General features: G+C 62.1%; 18 protein-coding genes and 1 pseudogene. 8 read left to right on the top strand and 11 right to left on the bottom strand.

All coding sequences use genetic code 11. From position 1 onward, the window contains the following. Nucleotides 1–145: 145 nt before the first annotated feature. Nucleotides 146–610 carry a bacterioferritin gene (gene bfr / locus C4J87_RS22875; RefSeq protein ID WP_003176400.1) on the top strand — a complete coding sequence of 155 codons (465 nt, stop codon included), beginning with the start codon at nucleotides 146–148 and terminating at the stop codon, nucleotides 608–610. A gap of 65 nt (nucleotides 611–675) precedes the next feature. On the opposite strand, the pseudogene uvrA reads toward bfr, so the two are convergent. Continuing rightward, nucleotides 676–3,509, bottom strand: a pseudogene (gene uvrA, locus C4J87_RS22870) (excinuclease ABC subunit UvrA). 178 nt (nucleotides 3,510–3,687) lie between these two features. On the opposite strand from uvrA, the gene C4J87_RS22865 reads away from it, so the two are divergent. The 3 genes from C4J87_RS22865 to tam all read left to right on the top strand — a co-directional run bounded on the left by C4J87_RS22865 (nucleotide 3,688) and on the right by tam (nucleotide 6,463). Further along, complete coding sequence (locus C4J87_RS22865; protein WP_124364611.1) at nucleotides 3,688–5,082, top strand: MFS transporter; 1,395 nt, start codon at nucleotides 3,688–3,690, stop codon at nucleotides 5,080–5,082. Nucleotides 5,083–5,091: 9 nt separating this feature from the next. Continuing rightward, complete coding sequence (locus tag C4J87_RS22860) at nucleotides 5,092–5,607, top strand: single-stranded DNA-binding protein (protein ID WP_003232445.1); 516 nt, start codon at nucleotides 5,092–5,094, stop codon at nucleotides 5,605–5,607. Nucleotides 5,608–5,701: 94 nt separating this feature from the next. After that, the gene (gene tam / locus C4J87_RS22855; RefSeq protein ID WP_124368528.1) at nucleotides 5,702–6,463 is read left to right on the top strand and encodes a trans-aconitate 2-methyltransferase; all 762 of its coding nucleotides are present in this window, start codon (nucleotides 5,702–5,704) and stop codon (nucleotides 6,461–6,463) included. Nucleotides 6,464–6,479: 16 nt separating this feature from the next. On the opposite strand, the gene C4J87_RS22850 is transcribed toward tam, so the two are convergent. After that, nucleotides 6,480–7,043 (bottom strand): cysteine hydrolase family protein, encoded by a 564-nt coding sequence (locus tag C4J87_RS22850; RefSeq protein ID WP_124368527.1) that lies wholly within the window; start codon nucleotides 7,041–7,043, stop codon nucleotides 6,480–6,482. Between the two features lie 249 nt (nucleotides 7,044–7,292). Between C4J87_RS22850 and C4J87_RS22845 the strand changes: the two genes are divergently transcribed. Both C4J87_RS22845 and C4J87_RS22840 read left to right on the top strand, forming a co-directional pair. Then, entirely contained in the window at nucleotides 7,293–8,402 is a 1,110-nt protein-coding gene (locus C4J87_RS22845) for a DUF3182 family protein (RefSeq protein ID WP_124368526.1), read from the top strand. Then, nucleotides 8,392–9,147, top strand: a complete 756-nt coding sequence (locus C4J87_RS22840) for a S9 family peptidase (protein ID WP_124364607.1) — start codon at nucleotides 8,392–8,394, stop codon at nucleotides 9,145–9,147. The genes C4J87_RS22845 and C4J87_RS22840 overlap by 11 nt, the downstream gene beginning before the upstream one ends. A 127-nt stretch (nucleotides 9,148–9,274) precedes the next feature. Here C4J87_RS22840 and C4J87_RS22835 read toward each other — a convergent pair whose 3' ends face one another. Genes C4J87_RS22835 through C4J87_RS22820 form a run of 4 tightly spaced genes read right to left on the bottom strand, consistent with a single transcriptional unit; the run spans nucleotide 9,275 to nucleotide 13,176 of the window. Next, nucleotides 9,275–10,228 (bottom strand): lysylphosphatidylglycerol synthase domain-containing protein, encoded by a 954-nt coding sequence (locus C4J87_RS22835; RefSeq protein WP_124368525.1) that lies wholly within the window; start codon nucleotides 10,226–10,228, stop codon nucleotides 9,275–9,277. Further along, nucleotides 10,218–11,480, bottom strand: coding sequence for a cardiolipin synthase ClsB (gene clsB / locus C4J87_RS22830; RefSeq protein WP_124368524.1), 1,263 nt, complete (start codon nucleotides 11,478–11,480; stop codon nucleotides 10,218–10,220). The genes C4J87_RS22835 and clsB overlap by 11 nt, the downstream gene beginning before the upstream one ends. Then, complete coding sequence (locus C4J87_RS22825; RefSeq protein ID WP_124368523.1) at nucleotides 11,477–12,253, bottom strand: endonuclease/exonuclease/phosphatase family protein; 777 nt, start codon at nucleotides 12,251–12,253, stop codon at nucleotides 11,477–11,479. Before C4J87_RS22825 ends, clsB begins: the two co-directional genes overlap by 4 nt. Then, nucleotides 12,250–13,176, bottom strand: a complete 927-nt coding sequence (locus C4J87_RS22820) for a DUF72 domain-containing protein (RefSeq protein WP_124368522.1) — start codon at nucleotides 13,174–13,176, stop codon at nucleotides 12,250–12,252. Before C4J87_RS22820 ends, C4J87_RS22825 begins: the two co-directional genes overlap by 4 nt. Before the next feature lie 187 nt (nucleotides 13,177–13,363). On the opposite strand from C4J87_RS22820, the gene C4J87_RS22815 reads away from it, so the two are divergent. Continuing rightward, the gene (locus C4J87_RS22815) at nucleotides 13,364–15,454 is read left to right on the top strand and encodes a mechanosensitive ion channel family protein (protein WP_124368521.1); all 2,091 of its coding nucleotides are present in this window, start codon (nucleotides 13,364–13,366) and stop codon (nucleotides 15,452–15,454) included. Between the two features lie 107 nt (nucleotides 15,455–15,561). Here the strand turns inward: C4J87_RS22815 and C4J87_RS22810 are convergent, their stop codons facing one another. Further along, nucleotides 15,562–19,809 carry a DEAD/DEAH box helicase gene (locus tag C4J87_RS22810; protein ID WP_124368520.1) on the bottom strand — a complete coding sequence of 1,416 codons (4,248 nt, stop codon included), beginning with the start codon at nucleotides 19,807–19,809 and terminating at the stop codon, nucleotides 15,562–15,564. Between the two features lie 166 nt (nucleotides 19,810–19,975). Between C4J87_RS22810 and C4J87_RS22805 the strand changes: the two genes are divergently transcribed. Next, nucleotides 19,976–20,860, top strand: a complete 885-nt coding sequence (locus C4J87_RS22805) for a sugar nucleotide-binding protein (protein ID WP_124364600.1) — start codon at nucleotides 19,976–19,978, stop codon at nucleotides 20,858–20,860. Nucleotides 20,861–20,986: 126 nt separating this feature from the next. On the opposite strand, the gene C4J87_RS22800 is transcribed toward C4J87_RS22805, so the two are convergent. The 4 genes from C4J87_RS22800 to C4J87_RS22785 form a co-directional block, all read right to left on the bottom strand. Further along, nucleotides 20,987–21,685, bottom strand: coding sequence for an OmpW family protein (locus C4J87_RS22800; RefSeq protein ID WP_124368519.1), 699 nt, complete (start codon nucleotides 21,683–21,685; stop codon nucleotides 20,987–20,989). 224 nt (nucleotides 21,686–21,909) lie between these two features. Continuing rightward, complete coding sequence (locus C4J87_RS22795) at nucleotides 21,910–22,431, bottom strand: DUF3299 domain-containing protein (RefSeq protein WP_124368518.1); 522 nt, start codon at nucleotides 22,429–22,431, stop codon at nucleotides 21,910–21,912. Between the two features lie 11 nt (nucleotides 22,432–22,442). Beyond that, a complete protein-coding gene (locus C4J87_RS22790; RefSeq protein WP_124368517.1) occupies nucleotides 22,443–23,708 on the bottom strand; it encodes an ABC transporter permease in 1,266 nt (421 codons plus the stop codon). Between the two features lies 1 nt (nucleotide 23,709). Beyond that, a complete protein-coding gene (locus C4J87_RS22785) occupies nucleotides 23,710–24,420 on the bottom strand; it encodes an ABC transporter ATP-binding protein (protein WP_124368516.1) in 711 nt (236 codons plus the stop codon).

Genomic DNA, 24,420 nt, shown 5'->3' with positions numbered 1-24,420 from the left:
TAAGCAGAACTGCCCTCATTTGGGCGGTTTTTGCGTTATTTCAGCTACTTTTCTCCGGAAATCTTCGCTTTTCTGCCGTTGATCCCGTGACCTTCAAGTCATCATGGTTCAAACTACAGACTTTCAAGCAGGGAGATGTAGGGCGATGCAAGGTCACCCCGACGTAATCGATTACCTCAACACGTTGCTGACGGGCGAACTGGCAGCTCGTGACCAATATTTCATCCATTCGCGCATGTACGAAGACTGGGGCTTTACCGAGCTCTACGAACGTATCAATCACGAGATGGAAGAAGAGGCGCAGCACGCTGACGCACTGATGCGCCGTATCTTGATGCTCGAAGGTACGCCACGTATGCGCCCCGACGACTTGGATGTGGGCACTACGGTGCCTGACATGCTCGCAGCCGATCTTCGCCTTGAGTACAAGGTGCGGGCCGCGCTCTGCAAGGGCATCGAGCTCTGCGAGCAGCACAACGACTATGTCACTCGTGAAATTCTGCGAGTGCAGTTGAATGACACCGAAGAAGATCACACCTACTGGCTGGAAAAGCAGTTGGGTCTGATCAAGCTGATCGGCCTGGAAAATTACCTGCAATCGCAGTTCTGATTCCGGCTGCAAAAAAGCCCCTGCCACCGATGAGGTGACAGGGGCTTTGTATTGGGCCCGATAAATCAGGCCCGGTCACGCTCCAGCAGCGGCTTCAGGTAGTAGCCAGTGTGGGACTGTGACATTTCGGAGACTTGCTCCGGTGTACCGACCGCAATGATCTGACCGCCCTTGGAACCGCCCTCCGGTCCTAGGTCTACCAGCCAGTCTGCCGTCTTGATCACGTCCAGGTTGTGCTCGATCACTACCACTGTGTTGCCGTGATCGCGCAAGCGGTGCAGCACGTCCAGCAGTTGCTGGATATCGGCAAAGTGCAGGCCCGTAGTGGGTTCATCAAGGATATACAGGGTTTTGCCAGTATCCCGTTTGGACAACTCACGGGACAACTTCACCCGCTGCGCTTCACCACCCGATAGCGTGGTCGCCGACTGCCCCAGCTTGATATAAGACAGGCCAACATCCATCAACGTCTGCAGCTTGCGCGCCAGCGCCGGAACCGCATCGAAGAACACCCGAGCTTCCTCGATGGTCATCTCCAGGGTTTCGTGGATGTTCTTGCCCTTGTATTTGATTTCCAGGGTTTCGCGGTTATAGCGTTTGCTCTTGCACACGTCGCACGGTACGTAGATATCCGGCAGGAAGTGCATCTCTACCTTGATCAGACCGTCGCCTTGGCAGGCTTCACAGCGACCGCCCTTGACGTTGAACGAGAAGCGGCCTGGCCCATAACCCGCGAGCGCGATTCCGGGACGCCGGCAAACAGCTCGCGAATCGGCGTGAACAGCCCGGTATACGTCGCTGGGTTGGAACGCGGCGTACGGCCAATCGGGCTCTGGTCGATATCGACCACCTTGTCCAGGTGTTCCAGGCCCTTGATGCTGTCGTGGGCCGCCGCTTCCAGGGTAGTGGCGCCGTTCAGGGCGGTGGCACTCAACGGGAACAGCGTGTTGTTGATCAGCGTCGACTTGCCCGAACCGGAAACACCGGTCACACAGGTCAGCAGGCCCAGGGGAATTTCCAGGTCCACATTGCGCAAGTTGTTGCCACGGGCACCCTTGAGGTGCAAGGCCATCTTCTTGTTGCGCGGGGTACGTTTGGCCGGCACTTGAATTTTGACCCGGCCAGACAGGTATTTACCGGTCAGGGAGTCCGGGTGAGCCATCACTTCGGCAGGTGTGCCTTCGGCGACAATATGCCCGCCATGTATGCCAGCCCCCGGTCCGATATCGACGACGTAATCCGCCAGGCGAATAGCGTCCTCATCGTGCTCGACCACAATCACCGTGTTGCCGATATCCCGCAGGTGTTTCAGCGTGCCCAGCAGGCGATCATTGTCACGTTGGTGCAAGCCAATCGACGGCTCGTCGAGGATGTACAGCACCCCCACCAGCCCCGCGCCGATCTGGCTGGCCAGGCGAATCCGCTGGGCCTCGCCACCCGACAAGGTATCGGCACTGCGATCCAGCGACAGATAGTCCAGGCCAACGTTGACCAGGAACTGCAGACGCTCGCGAATTTCCTTGAGGATCTTGTCGGCAATCTCCCCACGGCGGCCGGTCAGTTTGAGCACGCCAAAGTATTCACAGGCATCGCCGATTGGCAGGTTGGTCACCGCCGGCAAGGTCTTCTCGCCAACCCACACATGCCGCGCTTCGCGGCGCAGGCGAGTGCCGCGGCAATCAGGGCAAGGCTGGGTGCTGAGGAATTTGGCCAGTTCTTCACGTACGCTCGCCGACTCGGTCTCGCGATAGCGACGTTCCAGGTTTGGCACGATGCCTTCGAACGGGTGCGAACGTTTGACGATATCGCCCCGGTCGTTCAGGTATTTGAAGTCGACATTCTGCGAACCACTGCCATTGAGGATGACCTTCTGCTGGTCAGCCGGCAATTGGTTGAACGGCACCTCCAGGCTGAACTTATAGTGGGACGCCAACGACCCCAGCATCTGGAAGTAATAGACGTTGCGCCTGTCCCAGCCGCGTATCGCTCCCTCGGCCAGGGTCAGTTCGCCATTGACCAGGCGCTTGATGTCGAAGAACTGCTTAACGCCCAGGCCATCGCAGGTCGGGCAGGCGCCGGCCGGGTTGTTGAAGGAAAACAGCTTGGGTTCCAGCTCGCTGATGGCGTGGCCGCAGATCGGGCAGGCAAAGCGCGCAGAGAAGATGACTTCTTCGCCCGGCTCGTCGTCCATCGGTGCCACCAGGGCAATACCGTCTGCCAGCTTCAGCGCGGTCTCGAACGACTCCGCCAGGCGCTGCTGCAGATCGGCACGTACCTTGAAGCGGTCGACTACCACGTCAATGGAGTGCTTCTTCTGCTTGTCGAGCTTCGGCGCTTCATCCAGCTCATACAGCTTGCCGTTGATGCGGGCGCGCACGAAACCTTGCGCCCGCAGCTCTTCAAAGACCGACAGGTGCTCACCCTTGCGCTCGCGGATGACGGGCGCCAGCAGCATCAGCTTGGCACCTTCCGGCTGGGTCAGGACCAGGTCGACCATCTGGCTGACGGTCTGGGCTTCCAGCGGAATATCGTGGTCCGGGCAGCGGGGAATACCCACCCGTGCATACAGCAGACGCAGGTAATCGTAGATTTCGGTAATGGTGCCTACGGTGGAGCGCGGGTTATGGGACGTCGACTTCTGCTCGATGGAAATGGCCGGCGACAACCCTTCGATGGTGTCGACGTCGGGCTTTTCCATCATTGACAGGAACTGCCGGGCATAGGCCGACAGCGATTCCACATAGCGCCGCTGGCCTTCGGCGTACAGCGTGTCGAACGCCAGGGACGATTTGCCCGAGCCGGACAGGCCGGTGATAACGATCAATTTGTCCCGGGGCAGGGTCAGGTCGATGTTCTTCAGGTTGTGGGTTCTAGCCCCACGAATCAGGATCTTGTCCAAGATGGCCTCGCACGGCGGGCGTAAATAATGCCGGAGTATACGGCTAAAGACTGGATGAATATACACTGTCAAAAGGCCGCTTGCAGCCTTACATGAAAGCTGCGCGGCAAAGCGCCGCATATACCCCCTCAATCGATGGGACTGGTAGAATCGCCGCCGGTTCACACGAGGTTTTTCCATGCACGATCCCCATAGCGAACGCATGAGTAGCGGCGAGACCCGAGCGGCAAGCGGTCTGGCCCTGGTGTTCGCCTTCCGTATGCTGGGCATGTTCATGGTGTTGCCGGTGCTGGCGACCTATGGAATGGATCTCGCCGGCGCGACCCCCGCATTAATCGGCCTGGCGATCGGCGCCTATGGCCTGACCCAGGCGATCTTCCAGATTCCGTTCGGCATCATTTCCGACCGTATCGGCCGGCGCCCGGTGATTTACCTGGGGCTGATCGTGTTCGCCCTCGGCAGTGTGCTCGCGGCGCAGTCCGATTCGATCTGGGGCGTGATCGCCGGACGTATCCTGCAGGGCGCCGGGGCGATTTCCGCCGCGGTAATGGCGCTGCTGTCGGACCTGACCCGCGAACAGCATCGCACCAAGGCCATGGCCATGATCGGCATGACCATCGGTTTGTCGTTTGCCGTGGCAATGGTGGTCGGCCCGCTGCTGACGCGCGCCTTCGGCCTGCATGGGTTGTTTCTTGCCACCGGCGGCATGGCGTTGTTCGGTATCGTGATCGTGGCCTTTATGGTGCCGCGCTCTACCGGCACGCTGCAGCACCGTGAATCCGGCGTCGCGCGCCAGGCGCTGTTGCCGACCCTCAAGCATCCGGACCTGCTGCGCCTGGATTTAGGTATCTTTGTGTTGCACGCAATGCTGATGTGCAGCTTCGTCGCCTTGCCCCTGGCCCTGGTGCAAAAAGCCGGGTTGCCCAAGGAGCAGCACTGGTGGGTCTACCTGACCGCGCTGTTGGTTTCGTTCTTCGCCATGATCCCGTTCATCATCTACGGCGAGAAGAAACGCAAAATGAAACGAGTTTTACTCGGCGCCGTCGCGACATTGATGCTCACTGAACTATTCTTCTGGCAGTTCGGCGACAGCCTGCGGGCGCTGGTGATCGGTACGGTGGTGTTCTTCACTGCGTTCAACCTGCTGGAGGCGTCATTGCCTTCGCTGATCAGCAAGGTTTCACCGGCCGGCGGCAAGGGCACGGCGATGGGCGTGTATTCCACCAGCCAGTTCCTCGGTTCGGCGCTGGGTGGGATCATGGGCGGCTGGATGTTCCAGCATGGCGGTTTGTCGGTTGTGTTCCTCGGATGCGCCGGGCTGGCTGCACTTTGGCTGGCCTTTGCTGTTACCATGCGCGAACCTCCGTATGTGACGAGCCTGCGCCTGCCGTTATCGCCTGAAGCGATGCGCGAAGCTGGCCTGGCCGAGCGCCTCAAGGCCGTCGTTGGAGTAACGGATGCAGTAGTGATCGCGGAAGAAGCTGCGATTTACATCAAATTGGACACCGAATTATTGGATCGCGCGACGCTCGAGCAACTGGTCAACCCAGTGCCGACAGCGCGCCCAGCCTAGGAGAACGTTATGGCCCGTGGGGTTAACAAAGTCATATTGGTCGGTACATGCGGCCAGGATCCCGAAGTTCGCTACCTGCCGAACGGTAACGCCGTGACCAACCTGAGTCTGGCGACCAGCGAACAGTGGACCGACAAGCAGACTGGCCAGAAGGTCGAGAAAACCGAATGGCACCGTGTGTCGATGTTCGGCAAGGTTGCCGAGATCGCCGGTGAGTACCTGCGCAAAGGTTCGCAGGTATACATCGAAGGTAAACTGCAGACCCGCGAGTGGGAAAAAGACGGCATCAAGCGTTACACCACCGAAATCGTGGTCGACATGCAAGGCACCATGCAACTGCTGGGCGGCCGTCCACAGGGCGACCAACAGGGCCAGGGCGGCATGTCCAACTCGGCACCGCGTCCTCAGCAATCGCGTCCGCAGCCAAGCCAGCAGCCGCAGCGTGAGTCGCGCCCAGCGCCACAACAGGCCGCGCCGCAGCCAGCTCCGGATTTCGACAGCTTTGATGACGATATCCCGTTCTGAAGTCTGAGACCCAGAACCCCAAAAACCCCCGATAGCCCCTGGCATCGGGGGTTTTTTATGGGGCATGCTTAACCGCCAACGAAGGAGAACTGTGATGACCTGGTCCGCCAAGCAATACACGATGTTCGAGCAGCAGCGCACGCGCCCCGTCCGCGACCTGGTGGCGGCGATTCCCAATACCGACGTGGGCACAGCCGTCGATTTGGGCTGTGGCCCCGGCAATTCCACCCAGGTGCTGGCCGAGCGCTTTCCCCATGCGCACATCACCGGCATGGACAGCTCCGACGACATGTTGATCGACGCGCGCAAACGCTTGCCGACGCTCAGCTTCGAATTGGCGGATATCGGCGCCTGGACCCCGGCGCAGCAGTTCGACGTGATTCTCGCCAATGCTTCCCTGCAATGGTTGCCTGACCACGCCACGCTGTACCCCCACCTAGTCCACCAACTGACACCCGGCGGCACGCTGGCGATACAGACGCCGGACAACCTCGACGAGCCTGCCCACCGGCTCGCCCGCGAAGTCGCGGCGCACGGGCCATGGGCTGCAAAGATCGGCGCGGTCAGGCATAACGAGCGGCATTCGGCGAGCTATTACTACGAGCTGCTGAGTCGGTACTGCACTACCGTCGACGTATGGCGCACCACCTACCACCACCCGCTGGTGGACCACGCGGCCGTGGTGGAGTGGTTCAAGGCTTCAGGGCTGCGACCCTTCCTGGCCCCCCTGAATGATGGCGAACAAGCTGCGTTCCTGCAGGAGTACCAGGCGCGGATTAGCCAGGCTTACCCAGCCCTGAGCGACGGCACCGTGTTGCTGCCATTCCCGCGCCTGTTCATCATCGCCACGCGCTGAGGTTACTCAGCGGCGGTCAAGCCACCGCCGCTTGGGCCTTCAGATAGTCATTTGTCGACACCACGCCCGCATACCCGAAGGCCAGCGACGCCATGTATGCGCCATGCACTTGCGCGGCGGGAATCACCTGCCCATTGAACTCCTGGTCGCGGGTCGCGCACGCATCGTGAATCACCGTGACCTTGTAGCCCAAGTCCGCTGCTGCCCGCGCCACCGCATCGATGCACATATGGCTCATGCTGCCGACCACAACTACGTCGGTGATGCTGCGCTGTTCCAGCAACTCGCGCAGGTTGGTCTGGCGAAAAGCATTCACAAAATGCTTGAGCACCACCGGCTCATTGCCCTGATTCAGCACTTTGGCATGCAAATGGGCACCTTCTGAGCCCGGCGTGAAGAACGGCGCGTCATCGCCTTCGAACTCGTGACGAACATGAATCACGGCATCCCCGGCCTGACGAAAGACCTGCAGCACTCGCGCAGCGTTGTCTGCGGCGGCCTCCACACCATCAAGCGGCCACTTGCCCTGGGGGAAGTAGTCGTTCTGGATATCGATCAGGATGAGTGCTTGCTTGGCCATGTGGATTGCCTCGTGATGGGTTGATAGGCCCAGTATCTTAGCTGGCCCCGTCGCCGGATATCGGGTGCGATTCATGTGAATCGTGCAGAACGCCGCGTACCCGCAGCAGCGTCGTGCAGAATGACGCAGGCTAACTGCTATTGCGTTTGCCCCAACTGATTGATTTTCAAACGATCCTCCTCAGCCAGATATTGGCCTGATCCCTGCTACGCTTCCCCTAAACACATGGCCGAATGCCAAGGGGGATGCATGACCCCAATTTCACCGAAAAAATGGGTAGTCGCTCACTCGACACGCGCTGGTGCACCCCAGCATGAAGTCGACACCAATCGCGCCCTGGCGCGCTGGCTGGCGCAGATACTGGGGCTCAAGTTCGGCGGCAGCTACGATCCACAGAAGCATGCCGGCCGCGACCTGTACCTGCTTCCCACACAAACTCTGGTGGGGGCGGCCCAAGCCCGCGCGCTCAATATCAAAGGCCCGCAAGACCTGTGGGGCGGTTATGTCGATCACGGGTTCATCTGCACCAAAGCCATCAGTCATGGCCTGTTGAGCCCTGAAGCCAAGGCGCCGGAGGGCTGGTCGCCGTTGTTCAGTGAGCGGGTGCGCGACGTGGTGCTCGATGGCTTGAGTGTTTTCGCCGTGGAGGATGCACGGCCGGCCGCCACGCGCTTGCTCTACAGCGGGCCGATTCGCTTGAAACCGGTGAACGCCTGCGCTGGGCGCGGCCAGCAAGTCATCCGCAGCCTCGACGAATTCGACGCCCTGTTGTCGCGTCCTGAGGCTGCCGGGATATTCGATGACGGCGTGGTGCTGGAACAAGACCTGCACGACGTGGTCACTCACAGTGTAGGCCAGAGCTTTATTGGCGATCAGGTGCTGAGCTACTGCGGCGAGCAATACCTGACCCGGGACGGGCAGGGCGAGGACGTTTATGGCGGCTCCCAACTGCTGGTGGTGCCCGGTGGCTACGACGACCTGCTCACGCTGGACCTGCCCGACGATGTGCGTGAAGCCGTCAGGCAAGCGCAGGTCTTCGACAGAGCTGCCGACGAAGCCTACCCAGGCTTCTATGCCTCGCGGCGCAACTACGACATCGCCCAGGGCCTGGACAGCGACGGCCAGCGCCGCAGTGGTGTGCTCGAGCAGTCCTGGCGCATGGGCGGGGCCAGCAGCGCGGAAGTCGCGGCGCTGCAGAGCTTTATCAACAACCCGAGCCTGACGGCCATCCGTGTGGCCTCGGTGGAAACCTACGTGGACCAAGCGCTGCCGGCGGATGCCATCGAGGTGTACCGGGGCCCGGCTGAAAACAGCGACTTTCTACTCAAATACGTAACGGTTGAGGCTTATGACGGCTAGAAGCGAGAGCATTGCGATCGATATAGACGACGAACAGATGAGCGGGACCTTCCTGAGCCCCAAATCCAAAGTGCCGGGGGTGTTGTTCGTGCACGGTTGGGGTGGTAGCCAGGAGCGCGACCTGGAACGGGCCAAAGGCATCGCAGGGCTCGGTTGCGTGTGTCTGACCTTCGACCTGCGCGGTCACGCCGGCACGGGGATTCCGCTGTCCCGCGTGACCCGTGAAGACAACCTGCGCGATCTGCTGGCCGCCTATGACCGTCTGCTGTCCCACCCGGCGATCGACACTTCGGCGGTGGCGGTGGTGGGCACCAGCTACGGCGGCTACCTGGCCGCCATCCTCACCTCATTGCGCCCGGTGCGCTGGCTGGCGTTGCGTGTGCCGGCGCTGTACCGCGACCAGGAATGGCTCAAGCCCAAGCGTGACCTGGATAAAGCCGACCTGATGGACTACCGCAGCACCCTGGTGCGTGCCGAAACCAATCGCGCCTTGCACGCCTGCGCGCAATTTACCGGCGATGTACTGATTGTCGAATCGGAAACCGACGACCACGTGCCCCACGCCACCATCATGAGTTACCGCGCGGCGTGCCAGCAAACCCATTCCCTGACCCACCGCATCATCGACGGCGCCGACCATTCATTGAGCGACCCGGTGTCGCAACAGGCCTACACCTCGATCCTGGTGGACTGGATCACCGAGATGGTAGTGGGCGAACGGTTGAGCATCATTCAGTCGCAATAGCGATGCTCGATGATCGCTCCCACGCTCCGCGTGGGAATGCCTCCTGGGACGCTCCGCGTCCCGCAGATGACGCAGAGCGTCACGGGCTGCGTGCCCACACGGAGCGTGGGGACGATCATCACAGGTATCAAGCTGTCTTCTTGACCCGTAACGCCTTGGCCTTCGCTTCCACACCCAGATACATCACCAGCGCGATCAGCAGCGGGCAGATAAAATAGATCGCTCGATAAGCAATCAACCCGGCCAGCAAACTCCCGCGTGACGCCTCATGCTGCAGCAAGCCGATAAACACCGCTTCGAGCACGCCAAGCCCCGCCGGAATATGCGTGAGCACCCCGGCAATCGCGCTGATCAGCAGCACTCCCAACACCAGCGGATAGTCCAGTTTCGACGGCAACAGTGTGAAAATCACCGCCGCCATCAGCGACCAGTTCAACGCGCCCAGCATCAATTGCAAACACGCCATGCGCAGCGACGGCAGGTTGATTTCCATGCCGCGAATCGTCCACGCGCGTTTTTTCGAAAACCGGCAGGCGGCCAGGTAGCCCAGGCTGGCCAGCACCAGCAGTGCGCCGATGCCTTGCAAGGCCGTGGTGCTGACCTTCCAGCCCGGCGGCATGGTGACCAGGCCGCTGCTGAAAATCACCCCCGAGATCGCCATATAGCCGAACCAGTTGGTCGCCAGGCTCAGCCCCAGGATCTTGGCGATATTGCTGGTGCTCACCCCCAGCCGCGAGTACAGGCGATAACGCATCGCGATGCCACCCACCCATGCACTCAGGTTGAGGTTGAACGCGTAACTGATGATCCCCACCGGCAGGATCTGCTTCCAGCGCAACGGCTGGCGAATGTAGGTGCGGCCGATCAGGTCAAAGCAGGCGTAGACGATAAAGCTGCACACGGTGAGCGCGCTGGCGATCAGCAAGGTGCGCACTTTGAATTCGCTCAGGGTCTGCAGCACTTCGCTCCAGTCGATGCGCCGGGCAAGCAGGGTGAACAGCACGATCAGCAGCAGGAAGAATGCAATGGTCAGGGGTTTCTTCCAGCGCTGGAACCGTGAGCCGTGTTTTTCAGACGTCATGGGCCGGACTCTCGATGGGTTTTAAACGCGGCTTGTGCGCTGGCAGCCAGCCGGTCAGGACCGGGAAGTGGCGCATCACATGAAACACCAGGAAACCCACAGTCAGGCGCCACAACCACAAGCGTGGTTTGCGTTTTTCCGGCATGGTCCGGCAGTGGTTTCTGGCCAGCGCTTCGAGGCTTTCGTACAACTGCTGATTGAACGCGCGATCCCGAATCAGCACATTGGCTTCCAGGTTCAGTGCCAGGCTCAACGGGTCCAGGTTGCTTGAGCCCACGGTGCTCCAGTCATCGTCCACCAAGGCGACCTTGCCGTGCAGCGGGCGCTGGCAGTATTCATGAATCACCACGCCATCCTTGAGCAGATAGTCATAGAGCATGCGCGCCGCCAGCTTGGCGAGCAGCACATCCGGCTGGCCCTGCATGATCAGTTGGACGTGTACGCCACGGCGCGCGGCGTTGCGGATTTCGCGCAGCAGGCGGTAGCCGGGGAAGAAATACGCGTTGGCGATCACGGCGCGTGTACGGGCTTTGCTCAGGGCGTGGATATAGGCTTCTTCGATGTCATCGCGATGCTGCACGTTGTCGCGATAAATCAAGCGCACCAGGCCGTCTTCCTCAGACGTGGCCCACGGCGCAGGGCGTTGCGGGCGCCGCCGCCAGCCACGCCGTGTGCGCACCTGACGACCACTTTGCGCCAGGGCGAAGTGGTGCAGGTCGGCTACCGCCGGGCCGACGATTTGCACCGCATAATCCTGCTTGGCTTCAGGGCCGAAGTCGCCCAGGTGGTCGGCGGAAAAGTTGATGCCGCCGATGAAGGCCACAGCGGCATCCACCACCACTATTTTGCGGTGCAGGCGGCGAAACCAGTTGGTGCGAATGCCTAGCGTTTTCGAGGCCGGATCGAACATCTGCACCGCCACCCCGGCCTCGGCCAGCTCGCGCAAAAACGAAACACTCAATTCGCCGCAACCAAAGCCATCAAGGCTGGCAACCACCTTTACCCCGCGCTGCGCCGCCTCGATCAAGATGTCTTTGAGCTCAAAGCCGACCTTGTCTTCGAAGAGGATAAACGTCTCCAGCAGAATCTCGCGCTGCGCCGCGCGCATGGCCTCGAACACCTTGGGGAAGTAGGCCTCGCCATTCTCCAGCAGTTCGATTTGATTGCCACTCTGCCAGCCGTAATCCAGGTCACGCGCCTTGGCGTCATCCGGCGGTTGATCAGTGGCGATATGTTCTACAGCAACGTTCATAGCTCAATCTCCACCGACAGCGGCACATGGTCCGAGAGGTGCGACCAGGGGCGCGTGGTCAGCACGCGGGGGTTATGCACAGTCAGATTGCGCACGTAAATGCGGTCCAGCGGCAACAGCGGCAGGCGCGCCGGAAACGTGCGCGCAGGTTTGCCCAGGGTTTCGGCGAAGACCTCCTTGAGGCCGCTTTGGCTGAGGTCGGCGCGCTGGCGCCAGTCGTTGAAATCGCCGGCGACCACCAGCGGCGCGTCAGCCGGAATCTCGCTGATGCGCTGTTCCAGCAAGCGCAATTGCTGCTGGCGATGCACCTCACGCAAGCCCAGATGGATGCAGATCGCATGCACCTGCTGCCCGCTGCCCGGCAGGCGCAGGACGCAATGCAGCAGGCCACGGTTTTCATGGCCGCTTTGGGAGATGTCGAGGTTGTCGTGACGGATGATCTGGAATTTCGACAGCAACGCGTTGCCGTGGTCGCCGTGGGGGTAGACCGCGTTGCGCCCGTAGGCGAACTGCGGCCAGATGCTGTCGGCGAGGAACTCGTACTGCGGCATTTTTGGCCAGTCGCTGTAGCGCTGGGGATGGCGCTCGTGGGTGCCGTGGATTTCCTGGAGGAACACCATGTCCGCGCCGACGCTGCGCACCGCTTCGCGCAGTTCGGGCAGGATGAAGCGTCGATTCAAGGCGGTGAAGCCCTTGTGAATATTGACCGTCAGCACGGTAAAGCGCGTGATGGCGGTGGTGGGCGTGGTGGGGATCAACTCAGGCTGGGTCATGCCAGCACCCCCGGCTCGGGCAGTCGTCCGGGCTCGGTCAGCAGCTGTTTATCCAGCCCGAAGCGCTGCAGCAATTGGCGGGCATCGTACGGTGCGCGCACCTTGATGTCGTTGTCGAAAAAGCAGAATACGTCGCGCTGTTTGCGGGCGCGTGGCTTGTGTTTCGGATCAATCAAATGCGCATCCGTGGGCTGTTTGCCGTGACGCCAGCGCTCGATGCGGTCGCCCCAGCGCTTGAGGGCTTCGTCGGTATAGCCGCTGGCGTACAACTGTTTGTCGCCATGCAAACGCAGGTACATGAAGTTGGCGGTAACGTCTTCGGCATACGGCCACTTGCCGGCGGTGTCCGCCACCACCAGGGCCACGCCGTACTTATCCAACAACTGCACGAACTCAGGCACCGCAAAACTTGCGTGACGAATTTCCACGGCATGGCGCATAGGGCGCTTGCCGTAGGCCTTCATGCTCGCCTTGCCATTCAGGCGTGGCTCATGCTGATGGGCGAGGGCGGCCGCCTGCTGGGTGTCGGTGGGCAGTTCGGCGAGGAAGGCTTCGAACAGAGGCGGGTCGAACTTGAAGCTGGGCGGGAACTGCCAAAGGATCGGCCCAAGCTTTTCTTTTAACTCCAGTATCCCGGAGGCGAAGAAATTCGCCATGGGCTTGTGCACATCCCGCAGGCGCAGGATGTGCGTGATATAGCGCGGGGCCTTGACGCTGAACAGGAAGCCTTCAGGCGTGTCGGCATACCATTCGGCGTAGCGCTTGGGCGTTTGCAGCGCATAGAACGAACCGTTGATTTCGATGCCGTTGACGGCGCGTGACGCAAACTGCAACTCGCGTTTCTGGGTCAAGCCTTCGGGGTAGAAATCGCCCCGCCAGGGCGTGTAGCGCCAGCCGGAAATGCCGATATGAATCGCCGCCATGCTTACTCCCATTGAGGTAGGGTCGATTGCCCTGCGTGTTGGGATGACTGTGAGTTTTGACCGAAAGTTTCCACATTCCTACAAACGGTCGAGCGTCCGAAGGGAGGAAGCAGGTGGTTGAATCAGGGGAACGATCACGGCTCAAACCCGTCAGTTCCTAACAGACCCTCTGAAGGAGCCCGGTGTTTTGCTGAATTTCAAGACTGCATTACTGCTCGGCGCGCTGCTGTTCTGCGGCAATGGCGCACTGTATGCCGCGGCCACCGCGCCTGAGCCCGAAGCCCCGGCCAAGCCGGAATTGCTGGTGGAAGGCGGCCTGCTCGGGGCCATCAGCTCCAGCATCGATGATGTGCAGCAGAAGCTGGACCTCAACCAGAATTTCATCGACGAATGGCGCCTGCGCGCCGACCGCGCCGCTAACGAAGTAGGGCGGCTGGTCAACCAGACGGCCGCGCGCTCGCCGTGGAGCGTGGCCGGGGATTTCCTGTTGCTTTCGGCGGTGTGGATCGGCGCCTTTGCGCTGCTGACCCTGCTGGGGCGCCTGATCGTCCGCCGCTTGAGCCAGCGGGTGTTTTTCCAGCGCCGGGCGCGCCTGCTGGCGGTGCTGGGGTACGTGGTGCCTTACACCATCCCGGCGGTTATCTGCCTGCCGTTGACGCTGTCTGTCAGCCACTTTCTAGTCAACTCCGTGGGCCGGGCGCTGGCGCTGTGTTTTGCCTATGCCACCAGTAGCGGCATCTTTTCCACCTCAATGCTGCTGTGCGTCATCGTCATGTTCAACCTAGGCCACAAGCGCCCGGCGGTGCAGATCATTCGCGACTACTGCCCAAAACCGCTGTTTCTGATCGGTTTCCTCGCGGCCCTCAGCGATGCACTGACCAGCCCGCAGATCGCCCGCCAGTTCGGCGGCAATATCACCAGCAGCATCGCAGTGTTTACCGGCCTGTTCGCCACGCTGATCTTCGGCGTGCTGGTGGTGCGCCTGCGGCGTCCGGTGGCGCATCTGATTCGTAATCGGCCGCTGGCCCAGCGCCTCAAGCACCCAGCGTTGCAACAGTCATTGCGAGTATTTTCCGGGCTTTGGTATTGGCCGATTCTGCTGATGGTGCTGGTCTCGGCGATCAACCTGATCGGTGCCGGCGACGACAACCAAAAGGCCCTGCGCTGTGCCTTGTTCACCACGATCCTGCTGATCGGCACCGTGTTCCTCAGCACCGTGCTGCAACACCTGTTCAAGTCGCGCAGCCAGGTGGCGATCCAGCGCAGCAGCGCCTACAAGGAGCGCTTCCTCAGCCTGTTGCACGCGATATTGCGCATTGTCATGGCCATCGCCTTTATTGAAATCCTCGGGCGGATCTGGGGCGTGTCGTTGTTCGAGTTTGCCCAGCGCAACTCGGTGGGCCGGGCGATCAGCGATTCCCTCAGCAGCATCGGCCTGATCCTGCTGATGACCTGGCTGTTCTGGGTGGTGCTCGATACGGCGATTCAGGAAGCGCTCAAACCCCCGGTGAACAAGCGCTCCAGCCGCCAGCCCAGCACCCGCGTGAAAACCATCCTGCCGCTGCTGCGTAACGCGGTGAAGATTATCCTCGTGGTGATTTGTGCGATCACCACCATGGCCAATCTGGGTATCAACGTCGCGCCGCTGCTGGCGGGTGCCGGTGTGGTCGGCCTGGCCATCGGTTTCGGTTCGCAGCAATTGGTGCAGGACGTGATCACCGGCCTGTTCATCATCATCGAAGACACCCTGTCGATCGGCGACTGGGTGGTGCTCGACTCTGGCCATGCCGGCACCGTCGAGGGCCTGACCATCCGCACCCTGCGCCTGCGCGACGGCAAGGGCTTCGTGCATTCGGTGCCGTTCGGGCAGATCAAGGCCGTCACCAACCAGTCGCGGCAGTTCGCTTATGCGTTCTTCTCGGTGCAGTTCACCTACGACACCGACGTGGACAAAGCCGTGGAGCTGATCCGCGAAGCCGGGCAGTCGATTCGCGACGATGTGTTCCTCAAGTACAACCTGCAAGGGCCGCTGGAAGTGTTTGGGGTCGACAAGATGGACCTCAACGGCGTGGTGCTGACGGCGCAGTTCCGTACCGTGTCGGGTGGGCAATATGCGGTGAGCCGTGCGTTTAACCAGCGTCTGAAAAAGCTTGTGGATAACTGCGATGAGGTGCATTTCGCGCAGACTTATCCACAGCAGGTGTTGTTGCCCAAGCGCACTGCCCAAGTGGATGAGACTGAGGCGGTGATGCTGACCGAGCAGCCTCGCTCGCAATAATTGTGTTGCTTTAGCTGAAGCCATCGGGGGCAAGCCCCCTCCCACATTTTGATCTGTGAACGCAATCAACTGTGGGAGGGGGCTTGCTCCCGATGAGGCCCTCAAACTCAATGCCGGATCAACTTCTCCTGCACCGCCTGCCGATCCACCTCCGACAAAATCTGCTGCTTACCGCCCACCATCACCGCCGCCGGCACCCCATCCCGATACACAATCCGATTGCCACTCACCGCCGGCACCTTGCTGCCTGGTAACAGCGTACCCACCAGATTCAACGGATCCGCCCCGCACACGGCAATCAAGCTACCGTCGTGAGGGCGCCGCCGTACTTCGCGCAGCAACGGGATAGCCTCCGGCAATGCAAACTGCTCACCCGCCAACCCGCTGACAAACCGCCCACCGCGAATTTCGCCCCGGGCCTCCAGCCGATGGAAGGTGCGCAGCAATTCGCGCCAGCTCGGCAGCCAGTCCGCCTCGCGCTCCAGCAAGCGCCAGAACACCACGCCATAGCGGCGCAGCAGGGTCATCGCCACATGCTCCAGCGTCTCGGCCGAATGCGCACCGGCGTCGCTCGGCGCGCGGCGGATCAAGGCCCAGCGCCCGGCGTCGTCCATGCCGCCGATAAACGCGCCGCGCCCCCGCCGGCTGCTGCGCGCCTGGCGTTTACTGGCGGGCGTGGTCAGGGCGCGCAGCCCGGCGAAACTGTCGGCATTGACCAAGCCTGCGCCGACCAACTCCTGCAACGCGGTTTCCAGCTCGCTGCGCAGCAGGTGGGCTTCGTGCACCAGTTCATCGAAAAACAATGCGCCGTGTTCGCGCAGGGCCAAATGGACTTTTTGCGCCTTGGGTGACAGCGTCGTGCTGTCCGTCTGTTCGGTCAGCCCGCTCCACAGCGGCACCTGGCTGCGCGGCAACAGCACGATCGGCGTACTGCGCAAGGCCATGGCGCCGGCCTTGTGGCTCAGGCGCGTCCACACCAGCTTGCCGCTGCGGCACAAGTCGTCGAGCCAGGTCGACGAGTAGTCCTTGATCCGCGCGCTGAGCAGGTCGCTGTCCCAGGCCGAGGTGGCGGCGGCATAGCCTTCGAACTGGCCGACGATTTGCGGCAACACCGCGCTGCCTTGGCCACGCGCGTGGTCGGACAGGTGCTGCCAGTCGAACAGAAAGCGCATGAAATCCTGCAGCGCCACCGGTTCGATTTCCCGGCGCAGGCGCTTGACCGTGTAGCGATGAATACGCGCCAACAGGTGTCGTTCGCACCATTGCTCCTCAACGGCCCCGGGGCTGAAGTGCCCGCGCAGCACATAGCCTTCCTGTTCCAGCCGCGCCAATGCCTGGGCCACGGTGGCGGCGGGCAACGCCAGCGGCGCGGCAATCTCGGGCAGCGTCAACGGGCCGAAACCCCCCAGGCGTGCGCGCAGCACTTCTACCAACGCCTCATCGAATGTCCACGGCTCATCGAAACCGGGCAGCAGCGCCAGGGTGTGCGGGTAAATCGCCTGCAAACAGCTCAAGCGTTCCACGGCCACCCACAGGCCGTTGGGCAGCGGGTAAGCGCGTCCGGCCTCGGTCAATGCTTGCAGCCACTCGGCCCACTGCGGCGTGACTTCCTGGCTTGCAATGCAGGCCAGGCTCATCAGCGCTTCGTGCATTTCATCCGGCCCCTGGGGCGCCGGCCAGGCCTCTTCGCGTACGCCGGCGATGGCCTCGGCATCCAGTGCGCCGAGGTCGTCGGTACTTTGCGGGTCGCTCCAGCGGCGGTTGAGCACGGCCTGGGTGCGGCGTTCTTCCAGCGGCGCGTCATCGAGGAAGGTGTAGGGGCGCGCGCTGAGAATCTCGGCGGCCATCGGCGAAGGCGCGGGCAGGTCGCGGCTGACCATGCGAATGTCGCCCGCTTCCATGCGCCGCAGCAGGGCCAGCCAGCCATCGCTGTCCATGGCTTCGTGCAGGCAGTCGTCGAGGGTTTGTTCCACCAGCGGATGGTCGGGCACTTCGCGTTCGCCGGCGAGGTTTTCCAGGCAGGCAATCTGATCGGGAAACACACTGGCGATCAGGTCTTCGCTTTTCATGCGCTGAATCTGCGGCGCCACCTTGCGCCCACCGGTATAACGCGGCAACGCCAGCGCGACGCCGGCGTTCCAGCGCCAGCGCACACCGAACAGCGGCGCATCCAGCACCGCCTGGATCAGCAGGTGTTCAGCGCTATTGCTGTTGAGGTAACGCCACACTTCATCGAGGGCGAAGCTGTGGCTGGTGGACAGCGACAGCACAATCGCATTTTCGCTGGCCGCCGCTTGCAGCTCGAAGTTGAAGGTGCGGCAGAAACGCTTGCGCAGGGCCAGGCCCCAGGCGCGGTTGATGCGGCTGCCAAAGGGCGTGTGGATGATCAACTGGGTGCCGCCGGACTCGTCGAAAAACCGCTCCATGATCAACGTGTCCTGGGACGGCAACGCGCTGAGGGCAAGGCGTGCGCGGGCCAGGTAATCCAGTATCTGTTCGGCGCTGGCGCGGTTCAAACCCAGCGTACCAGTGAGCCAGGCGTGCGCCGGGAGCAGGTCGCCGGGGCTGGCGCTGAGCAGCTGATCCAGCTGCCCCTGCAAACGGGCCACCGCCGCCGACAACTCATTGCTGCGCCCCGGTGCTTCACCCAGCCAGAACGGAATAGTCGGCGGCTGGCCGTGGGCGTCCTCGACCCGCACCTTGCCGGCTTCTACCCGCAGGATGCGGTACGACGTATTGCCCAACTGGAAAATATCGCCCGCGATGCTTTCCACCGCGAAGTCTTCGTTGACGCTGCCGATGTTCAGGCTCTGGGGCTCCAGCAGCACGCTGTAGTCGGCGTTGTCGGGGATGGTACCGCCGCTGGTCACCGCCGTGAGACGGGCACCACGGCGGCCGCGCAGGGTATGGGTCACGGCGTCACGGTGCAGATAAGCGCTGCGGATACCCTGGCGCCCGTTGTAGCCATCGGTAAGCATGCGCAACAGCGCCTGGTAGTGGCGCTCATCCAACTCGGCATAGGGCGCGGCGCGGCGAATAAGCGTCAGCAGGGCTGCTTCCGGCCATTCGAGGGCACTGACCTCGGCGATGATCTGCTGGGCCAGCACGTCCAGTGGCGCCACGGGGATGTGCAAGGTGTCGAGTTCGCCACGGCGTACGCAGTCGAGGAGAGCGGCGCATTCGATCAGGTCGTCGCGGGTGGTGGCAAACAGGCGGCCCTTGGGCGTGCCGCCGACCTGGTGCCCGGAGCGGCCGACCCGTTGCAGAAAACCGTTGATCGAACCGGGCGAGCCGATCTGGCAGACCAGGTCCACATCGCCGATATCAATCCCCAGCTCCAAGGACGCGGTAGCGATCAGCACCTGCAGCTCACCGGCCTTGAGACGTTGCTCGGCGTCCAGGCGCATTTCCTTGGCCAGGCTGCCATGGTGGGCGGCCACCGCCGTTTTGCCCAGGCGCTCGCTCAGGTGCCGCGCCAGGCGTTCGGCCAGGCGTCGCGTGTTGACGAAAATCAGGGTGGTGCGGTGGTCACGGGCCAGTTCGGCGAGACGGTTATAGACCAGTTCCCACACATCATTGGCCATCACTGCCGAGAGCGGCACCGGTGGCACCTCGATATCCAGGTCGCGCGGGCGGGCGTGGCCGATGTCGACGATGGCGCATTCGCGCCCGGTGCCGACCAGAAACCGCGAGACCGCTTCGATGGGCTTTTGTGTGGCCGACAAGCCGATGCGCGTCAGCGGCTCGGCGCACAACGCCTGCAGGCGCTCCAGGCTCAGCGCCAAGTGACTGCCGCGCTTGCCGGCGGCAATCGCGTGGATTTCATCGACGATCACCGTGCGCGTGTTGGCGAGCATCTGTCGGCCCGAGTCCGAGCCGAGCAGCACATACAGCGATTCCGGGGTGGTGACCAGGATATGCGGCGCGCGCTTGCGCATCTGGGCGCGCTCTTTTTGCGGGGTGTCGCCGGTGCGCACTGCGGTGCGGATCACCAACGGCGGCAGGCCTTGTTTCTCGAGGTGCTCGGTGATGCCTGCCAGTGGGTTTTGCAGATTGATCTGAATATCGTTGGAGAGTGCCTTGAGCGGCGAAACGTAGACCACCAGGGTTTCATCGGGCAATTGGCCGCCGTTGGCCAGACCCTGATGGACCAGGTCGTCCAGCACCGCGAGAAAGGCGGTCAGGGTCTTGCCCGAACCGGTCGGCGCGGCGATCAGCGTCGAGCGGCGCTGCCGGATCAGCGGCCACGCCTGGGCCTGCGCGCCGGTCACTGAGGGGAAGGTGCTGCGGAACCAGGTACTGACGGCGGGGTGGAAGCCGTCCAAAGCCCTGTCCGTTGATTCGGGAGAGTTCATGTAGTGATTGATGCCACCTGCTCCAACAAGTTGCAAACACCTACTTTGTCCGTGACGGTTGCGCTACAAACCCGCAAAATGCAACGATTCTGGAATAAACCTACGGCAAGGCTCACGCGCCTGCCGACACAACCATCGTTCCAAACAGACCGGGCCTGCTCAATCTATGCGAATGCGCCTTATGTTACTGGGCGGCGGGAATGCCCTCGGGCAGGCGCTGATTCGCCTCGGTGCAGAGGAAGACATCGGTTTCCTCGCCCCCAAACCGCCCCAAGACGGCTGGGATGCCGCAAGCCTCACCCAGTTGCTCGACGACACCCGTCCCGATGCGTTGATCAATCTCGCCTACTATTTCGACTGGTTCCAGGCCGAAGCGGTCAGCGAAACCCGCCTGGCTTCCCAGGAATTCGCCATCGAACGGCTCGCCGAACTGTGCCAGCATCACAGCATTACCCTGCTGCAACCGTCCAGCTACCGCGTGTTCGACGGTTCCCGCGCCACCGCCTACAGCGAAAAAGACGAGCCGGTGCCCCTGGGCCTGCGCGGCCAGGCGTTGTGGCGTATCGAGCAGAGCGTACGCGCCACCTGCCCGCAACACGTGCTGCTGCGCTTTGGCTGGCTGCTCGATGACAGCGTCGACGGCACCCTTGGGCGCTTCCTGGCCCGGGCCGAACAGCCGGATGAATTACTGATGGCGGACGACCGTAGGGGCAACCCGACGCCGGTGGACGATGCGGCGCGGGTGATCATTTCCGTGCTCAAGCAACTCGATTGCGCGGCGCCGCTGTGGGGCACCTACCATTATGCCGGCCACGAGGCGACCACACCGCTGGCGCTGGGCCAGGCGATCCTCACCGAAGCGCGCAACTTCCACCCGCTGGCCATCGAGTCGCCGACCGCCCAGGCCCACGCGGCGCGGCCGGATGCGGCAGAAGAACCGCAACACGCGGTGCTGGCCTGCAAGAAAATCCTGCACACCTTTGGCATCAAGCCACGGGCGTGGCGGGCGGGCTTGCCGGCGCTGCTCGACCGCTTCTACCGCCACACCTGACACAACCCAAAACCCAATGTGGGAGGGGGCTTGCCCCCGATAGCAGAGTGTCAGTCAACATATTCATTGACTGATCCACCGCCATCGGGAGCAAGCCCCCTCCCACATTTTGGTTATGCGTGTTGCTTAGAACTTGTAGCCGATACCCACCATGTAAACCATCGGGTCGACGTCCACGTTGACCTTGGCCCGAGTGCCCTGGCCCAACGCATTGTTATCCACCGTCGCCTTGGTGCTGATATCGATATAGCGCGCCTGGGCGTTGATCATCCATTTGTCGTTGATCATGTAGTCGGCGCCGATCTGCGCGGCCCAGCCCCAGGAATTCTCGGCCTTGAAGTTGCTGAAGCCGGCCTGCTCGGCGCGGCTGCCGACGTGCTCGTCGTAGATCCAGGTGTAGTTGATACCGGCGCCCACATACGGTTGGAACGCCGACTGGTGGTCCAGCGGGTAGTACACGACGCTCAAGGTCGGCGGCAGGTGTTTCAGCGTGCCGAGCTTGCCGTTGGCGGCGCCGAGGGCGGTGTTCTTGATTTTTACGTCATGCTCGAACGGCGTGGCGGCCAGCAGTTCGATACCGACGTGATCGGTGAGCATGTAGGCGAAGTTCAAGCCCAGTTGGGTGTCGCTGCTCATGGTCGCCTTGCCGCCCAGGTTGGTGCCCGCCAATGGGCCTTGGTCAACCTTGACGCTGCTGCTGTCGGCCTTCGGATTCACGGTGATTGCACCGGCGCGAATCAGGATGTCGCCCGCTTGGTGAGCGTGAGCGACAGGGGCGACGAGGGCGAGCGCGAACAGGGACGCGCCGAGCAGGGACTTGTTCATGGGAGCTCCAAAAGGACGTTAAAAGTTGTACGTCCAATGGTAAAGATCGTTCCACTCGATCTGTTGACTCAGCTCAATGAAAGGGCAACCACGCGGTAAAAACTGTGGGAGGGGGCTTGCTCCCGATGGCGGTGGGTCAGCCAATAACTCTGTTGACTGGCACTCTGCTATCGGGAGCAAGCCCCCTCCCACATTTTGATCTGCGGTGTGTTTGCAGGTAAGGGTTATTCCTCCAGCTCGTACATATAAATCTTCTCGGCATCCATCTGGTAACCGGCGTCAGCCAGTTCACTGGACGACGGCTTGACCTGCATCGCGCCTTCGATCCAGTACGGCTGGTACAGCTCATCGAGTTTCACGCCGACTTCGCTTTTCACATGCACGATCTGGTTCGACGGCGGCGGCGGCACATGGATGCACGCGCCGAAATACGGCACCAGCAGGAACTCGGTGGTGCGGCCTTCTTCGCTCACCTCCAGCGGCACAATGTAGCCCGGCAGGCGAATGTGCTGACCGTCCAGGCTCTGCACCACCGGCGCGTTGGGCAGGTCCTGCCTGGCAGCCGGCGCGGCTTCGACGGACAAGGCATCGGCCATGTTCGACAGGTCATGCAGCGGCTTCATATTGGGCACTTCCGGTGGCGCATCCGGCGGGATCATTTCCTGCCACGACAAATCCCTGGGCTGCTCCTCGGCCCAGGCAGGCAAGGCCACCAGCAGTAACAGGGCAAACAGGGCACGACGCATCGACAGCTTCCTCATAAACGGATGGACAGGCCATCGGCCAACGACTGGCGATAGGCACGCCATGCGGGCACGCTGCCCATCAATAACGCCGCCGCCAGGATACCGGCGAGCAACGTCCATTCATATTCGCTCGGCCACGCCATCGGCAGGTCCAGGCCGTAATTGGTCTGCAAATAACCCCGCGATGCGGCAATGCACAGGTACAGCAAACCCAGACCTGCCACCACGCCGGCCAGGGCCAAAGCGAAAGCCTCGAAGATCAGCAGCGTTGCGATATGCCACGGCCGTGCGCCCACCGAGCGCAGGATCGCCATTTCGCGGCGGCGTTCATTGAGGCTGGTGAGGATCGCCGTGAGCATGCCGATCAAGCCGGTCAGCACCACGAACAGCGAAATCACGAACAAGGCTTTTTCGGCGGTGCCCATCATGCTCCACAGCTCTTGCAGCGCCACGCCCGGCAGAATAGCCAGCATCGGCTCGCCACGGAATTCATTGATTTCCCGTTGCAGGGCGAAGGTGGAAATCTTGTTGTTCAAGCCGAGCATGAAGGCGGTGATGGCTTGCGGGGTGAGGTCCATATTGCGCGCCTGGTCGGCGCTGATACGGCCTTTGCCCTGGGCCGGCACGCCGTTGTGCCAGTCGATGTGGATCGCCTCCATGCCGCCGAGGCTGATATGCAGCGTGCGGTCCACCGGCGTGCCGGTGCGCTTGAGGATGCCGACCACGGTGAAGGGCTTGTCATCGTGCTTGACCAGGCTGACGACTGCTACACCATGGGCCAGCACCAGCTTGTCGCCGAGCTTATAGTGCAGGGCGTCGGCCACTTCGGCACCGAGCACCACCTCGAACGGGTCGGTGGCAAAGGCGCGGCCGCTGGCCAGCTCAAGGTTCTGTTTGCGCCCGTACTGGTAATGCTCGAAGTACGACGCGTTGGTGCCCATCACACGGTAACCGCGATGGGAATCGCCGAGGGAAATCGGGATCGCCCACTTCACCTGGGGGCTGGCGGCGAAGTGCTCGTAGCTGTCCCAGCGGATGTTATTGGTGGCGTTGCCGATGCGGAACACCGAGTACAGCAGCAGGTTCACCGAGCCCGATCGCGCACCGACGATCAGGTCGGTGCCGCTGATGGTGCTGGCGAAGCTGTTGCGCGCTTCCACGCGCACGCGCTCTACCGCGAGCAACAAGCACACGGAAAGCGCGATGGCGAAGGCGGTGAGGATCGCGGTAAAGCGGCGGTTAGCCAGGCTGGCCATGGCTAGACGAAACAGATACATCTCAAACCTCTGCGGGCGTGGCGGCGCGATTGAGTTCGGCCAGCGACAGGTTGCGGTCGAACAGCGGCGCCAGGCTTTGGTCGTGGCTGACAAACAACAGGCTGGCCCCGGCGTCGCGGCATTCGGCGAACAGCAACTGAATGAATGCTTCGCGCGCGTCGTAGTCAAGGGCCGAGGTGGGTTCGTCGGCGATCACCAGTTCCGGTTGGCCGATCAGCGCACGGGCGGCGGCCACCCGTTGTTGCTGGCCGATGGACAGCGAGTCGGCGCGGCGCTCGAGCAGGTCCGGGTCTTTCAAGCCCAGGTGTGCCAGCAAGGTCGCCGCGGCCTGGTCGACACTGCCGTGGCGCTGGATCGCTCGCTGCGCACGCAGTTTGGAGAAGTGGCACGGCAACTCGACATTTTCGCGCACCGACAAAAACGGCAGCAGGTTGAACTGCTGGAAGATGTAGCCGGTGTGGTCCACCCGGAACCGGTCACGGGCGCCGGCCGAGAGTTCGGTCAGCTCCTGGCCAAGCAGGCGGATACTGCCCCGGCTGGGCGTCTGCACACCGCCGAGCAGTCCGAGCAAGGTGGTTTTGCCACTGCCGCTGGGGCCCTTGAGGAACAGGGTTTCCCCCGGCTCCAGGCGGAACGCGGGGATGTCCAGCAACTGCGGGTGACCGGGCCAGTTGAAACCCAGGTCGGACAGTTGGATCAATGCATGGGTCAT

The organism is Pseudomonas sp. R1-43-08 (assembly GCF_003852255.1).
Classification (GTDB): domain Bacteria; phylum Pseudomonadota; class Gammaproteobacteria; order Pseudomonadales; family Pseudomonadaceae; genus Aquipseudomonas.
Note: the sequence above shows the minus strand (reverse complement) of the source record. Positions and strands in the feature narration are given on the sequence as shown.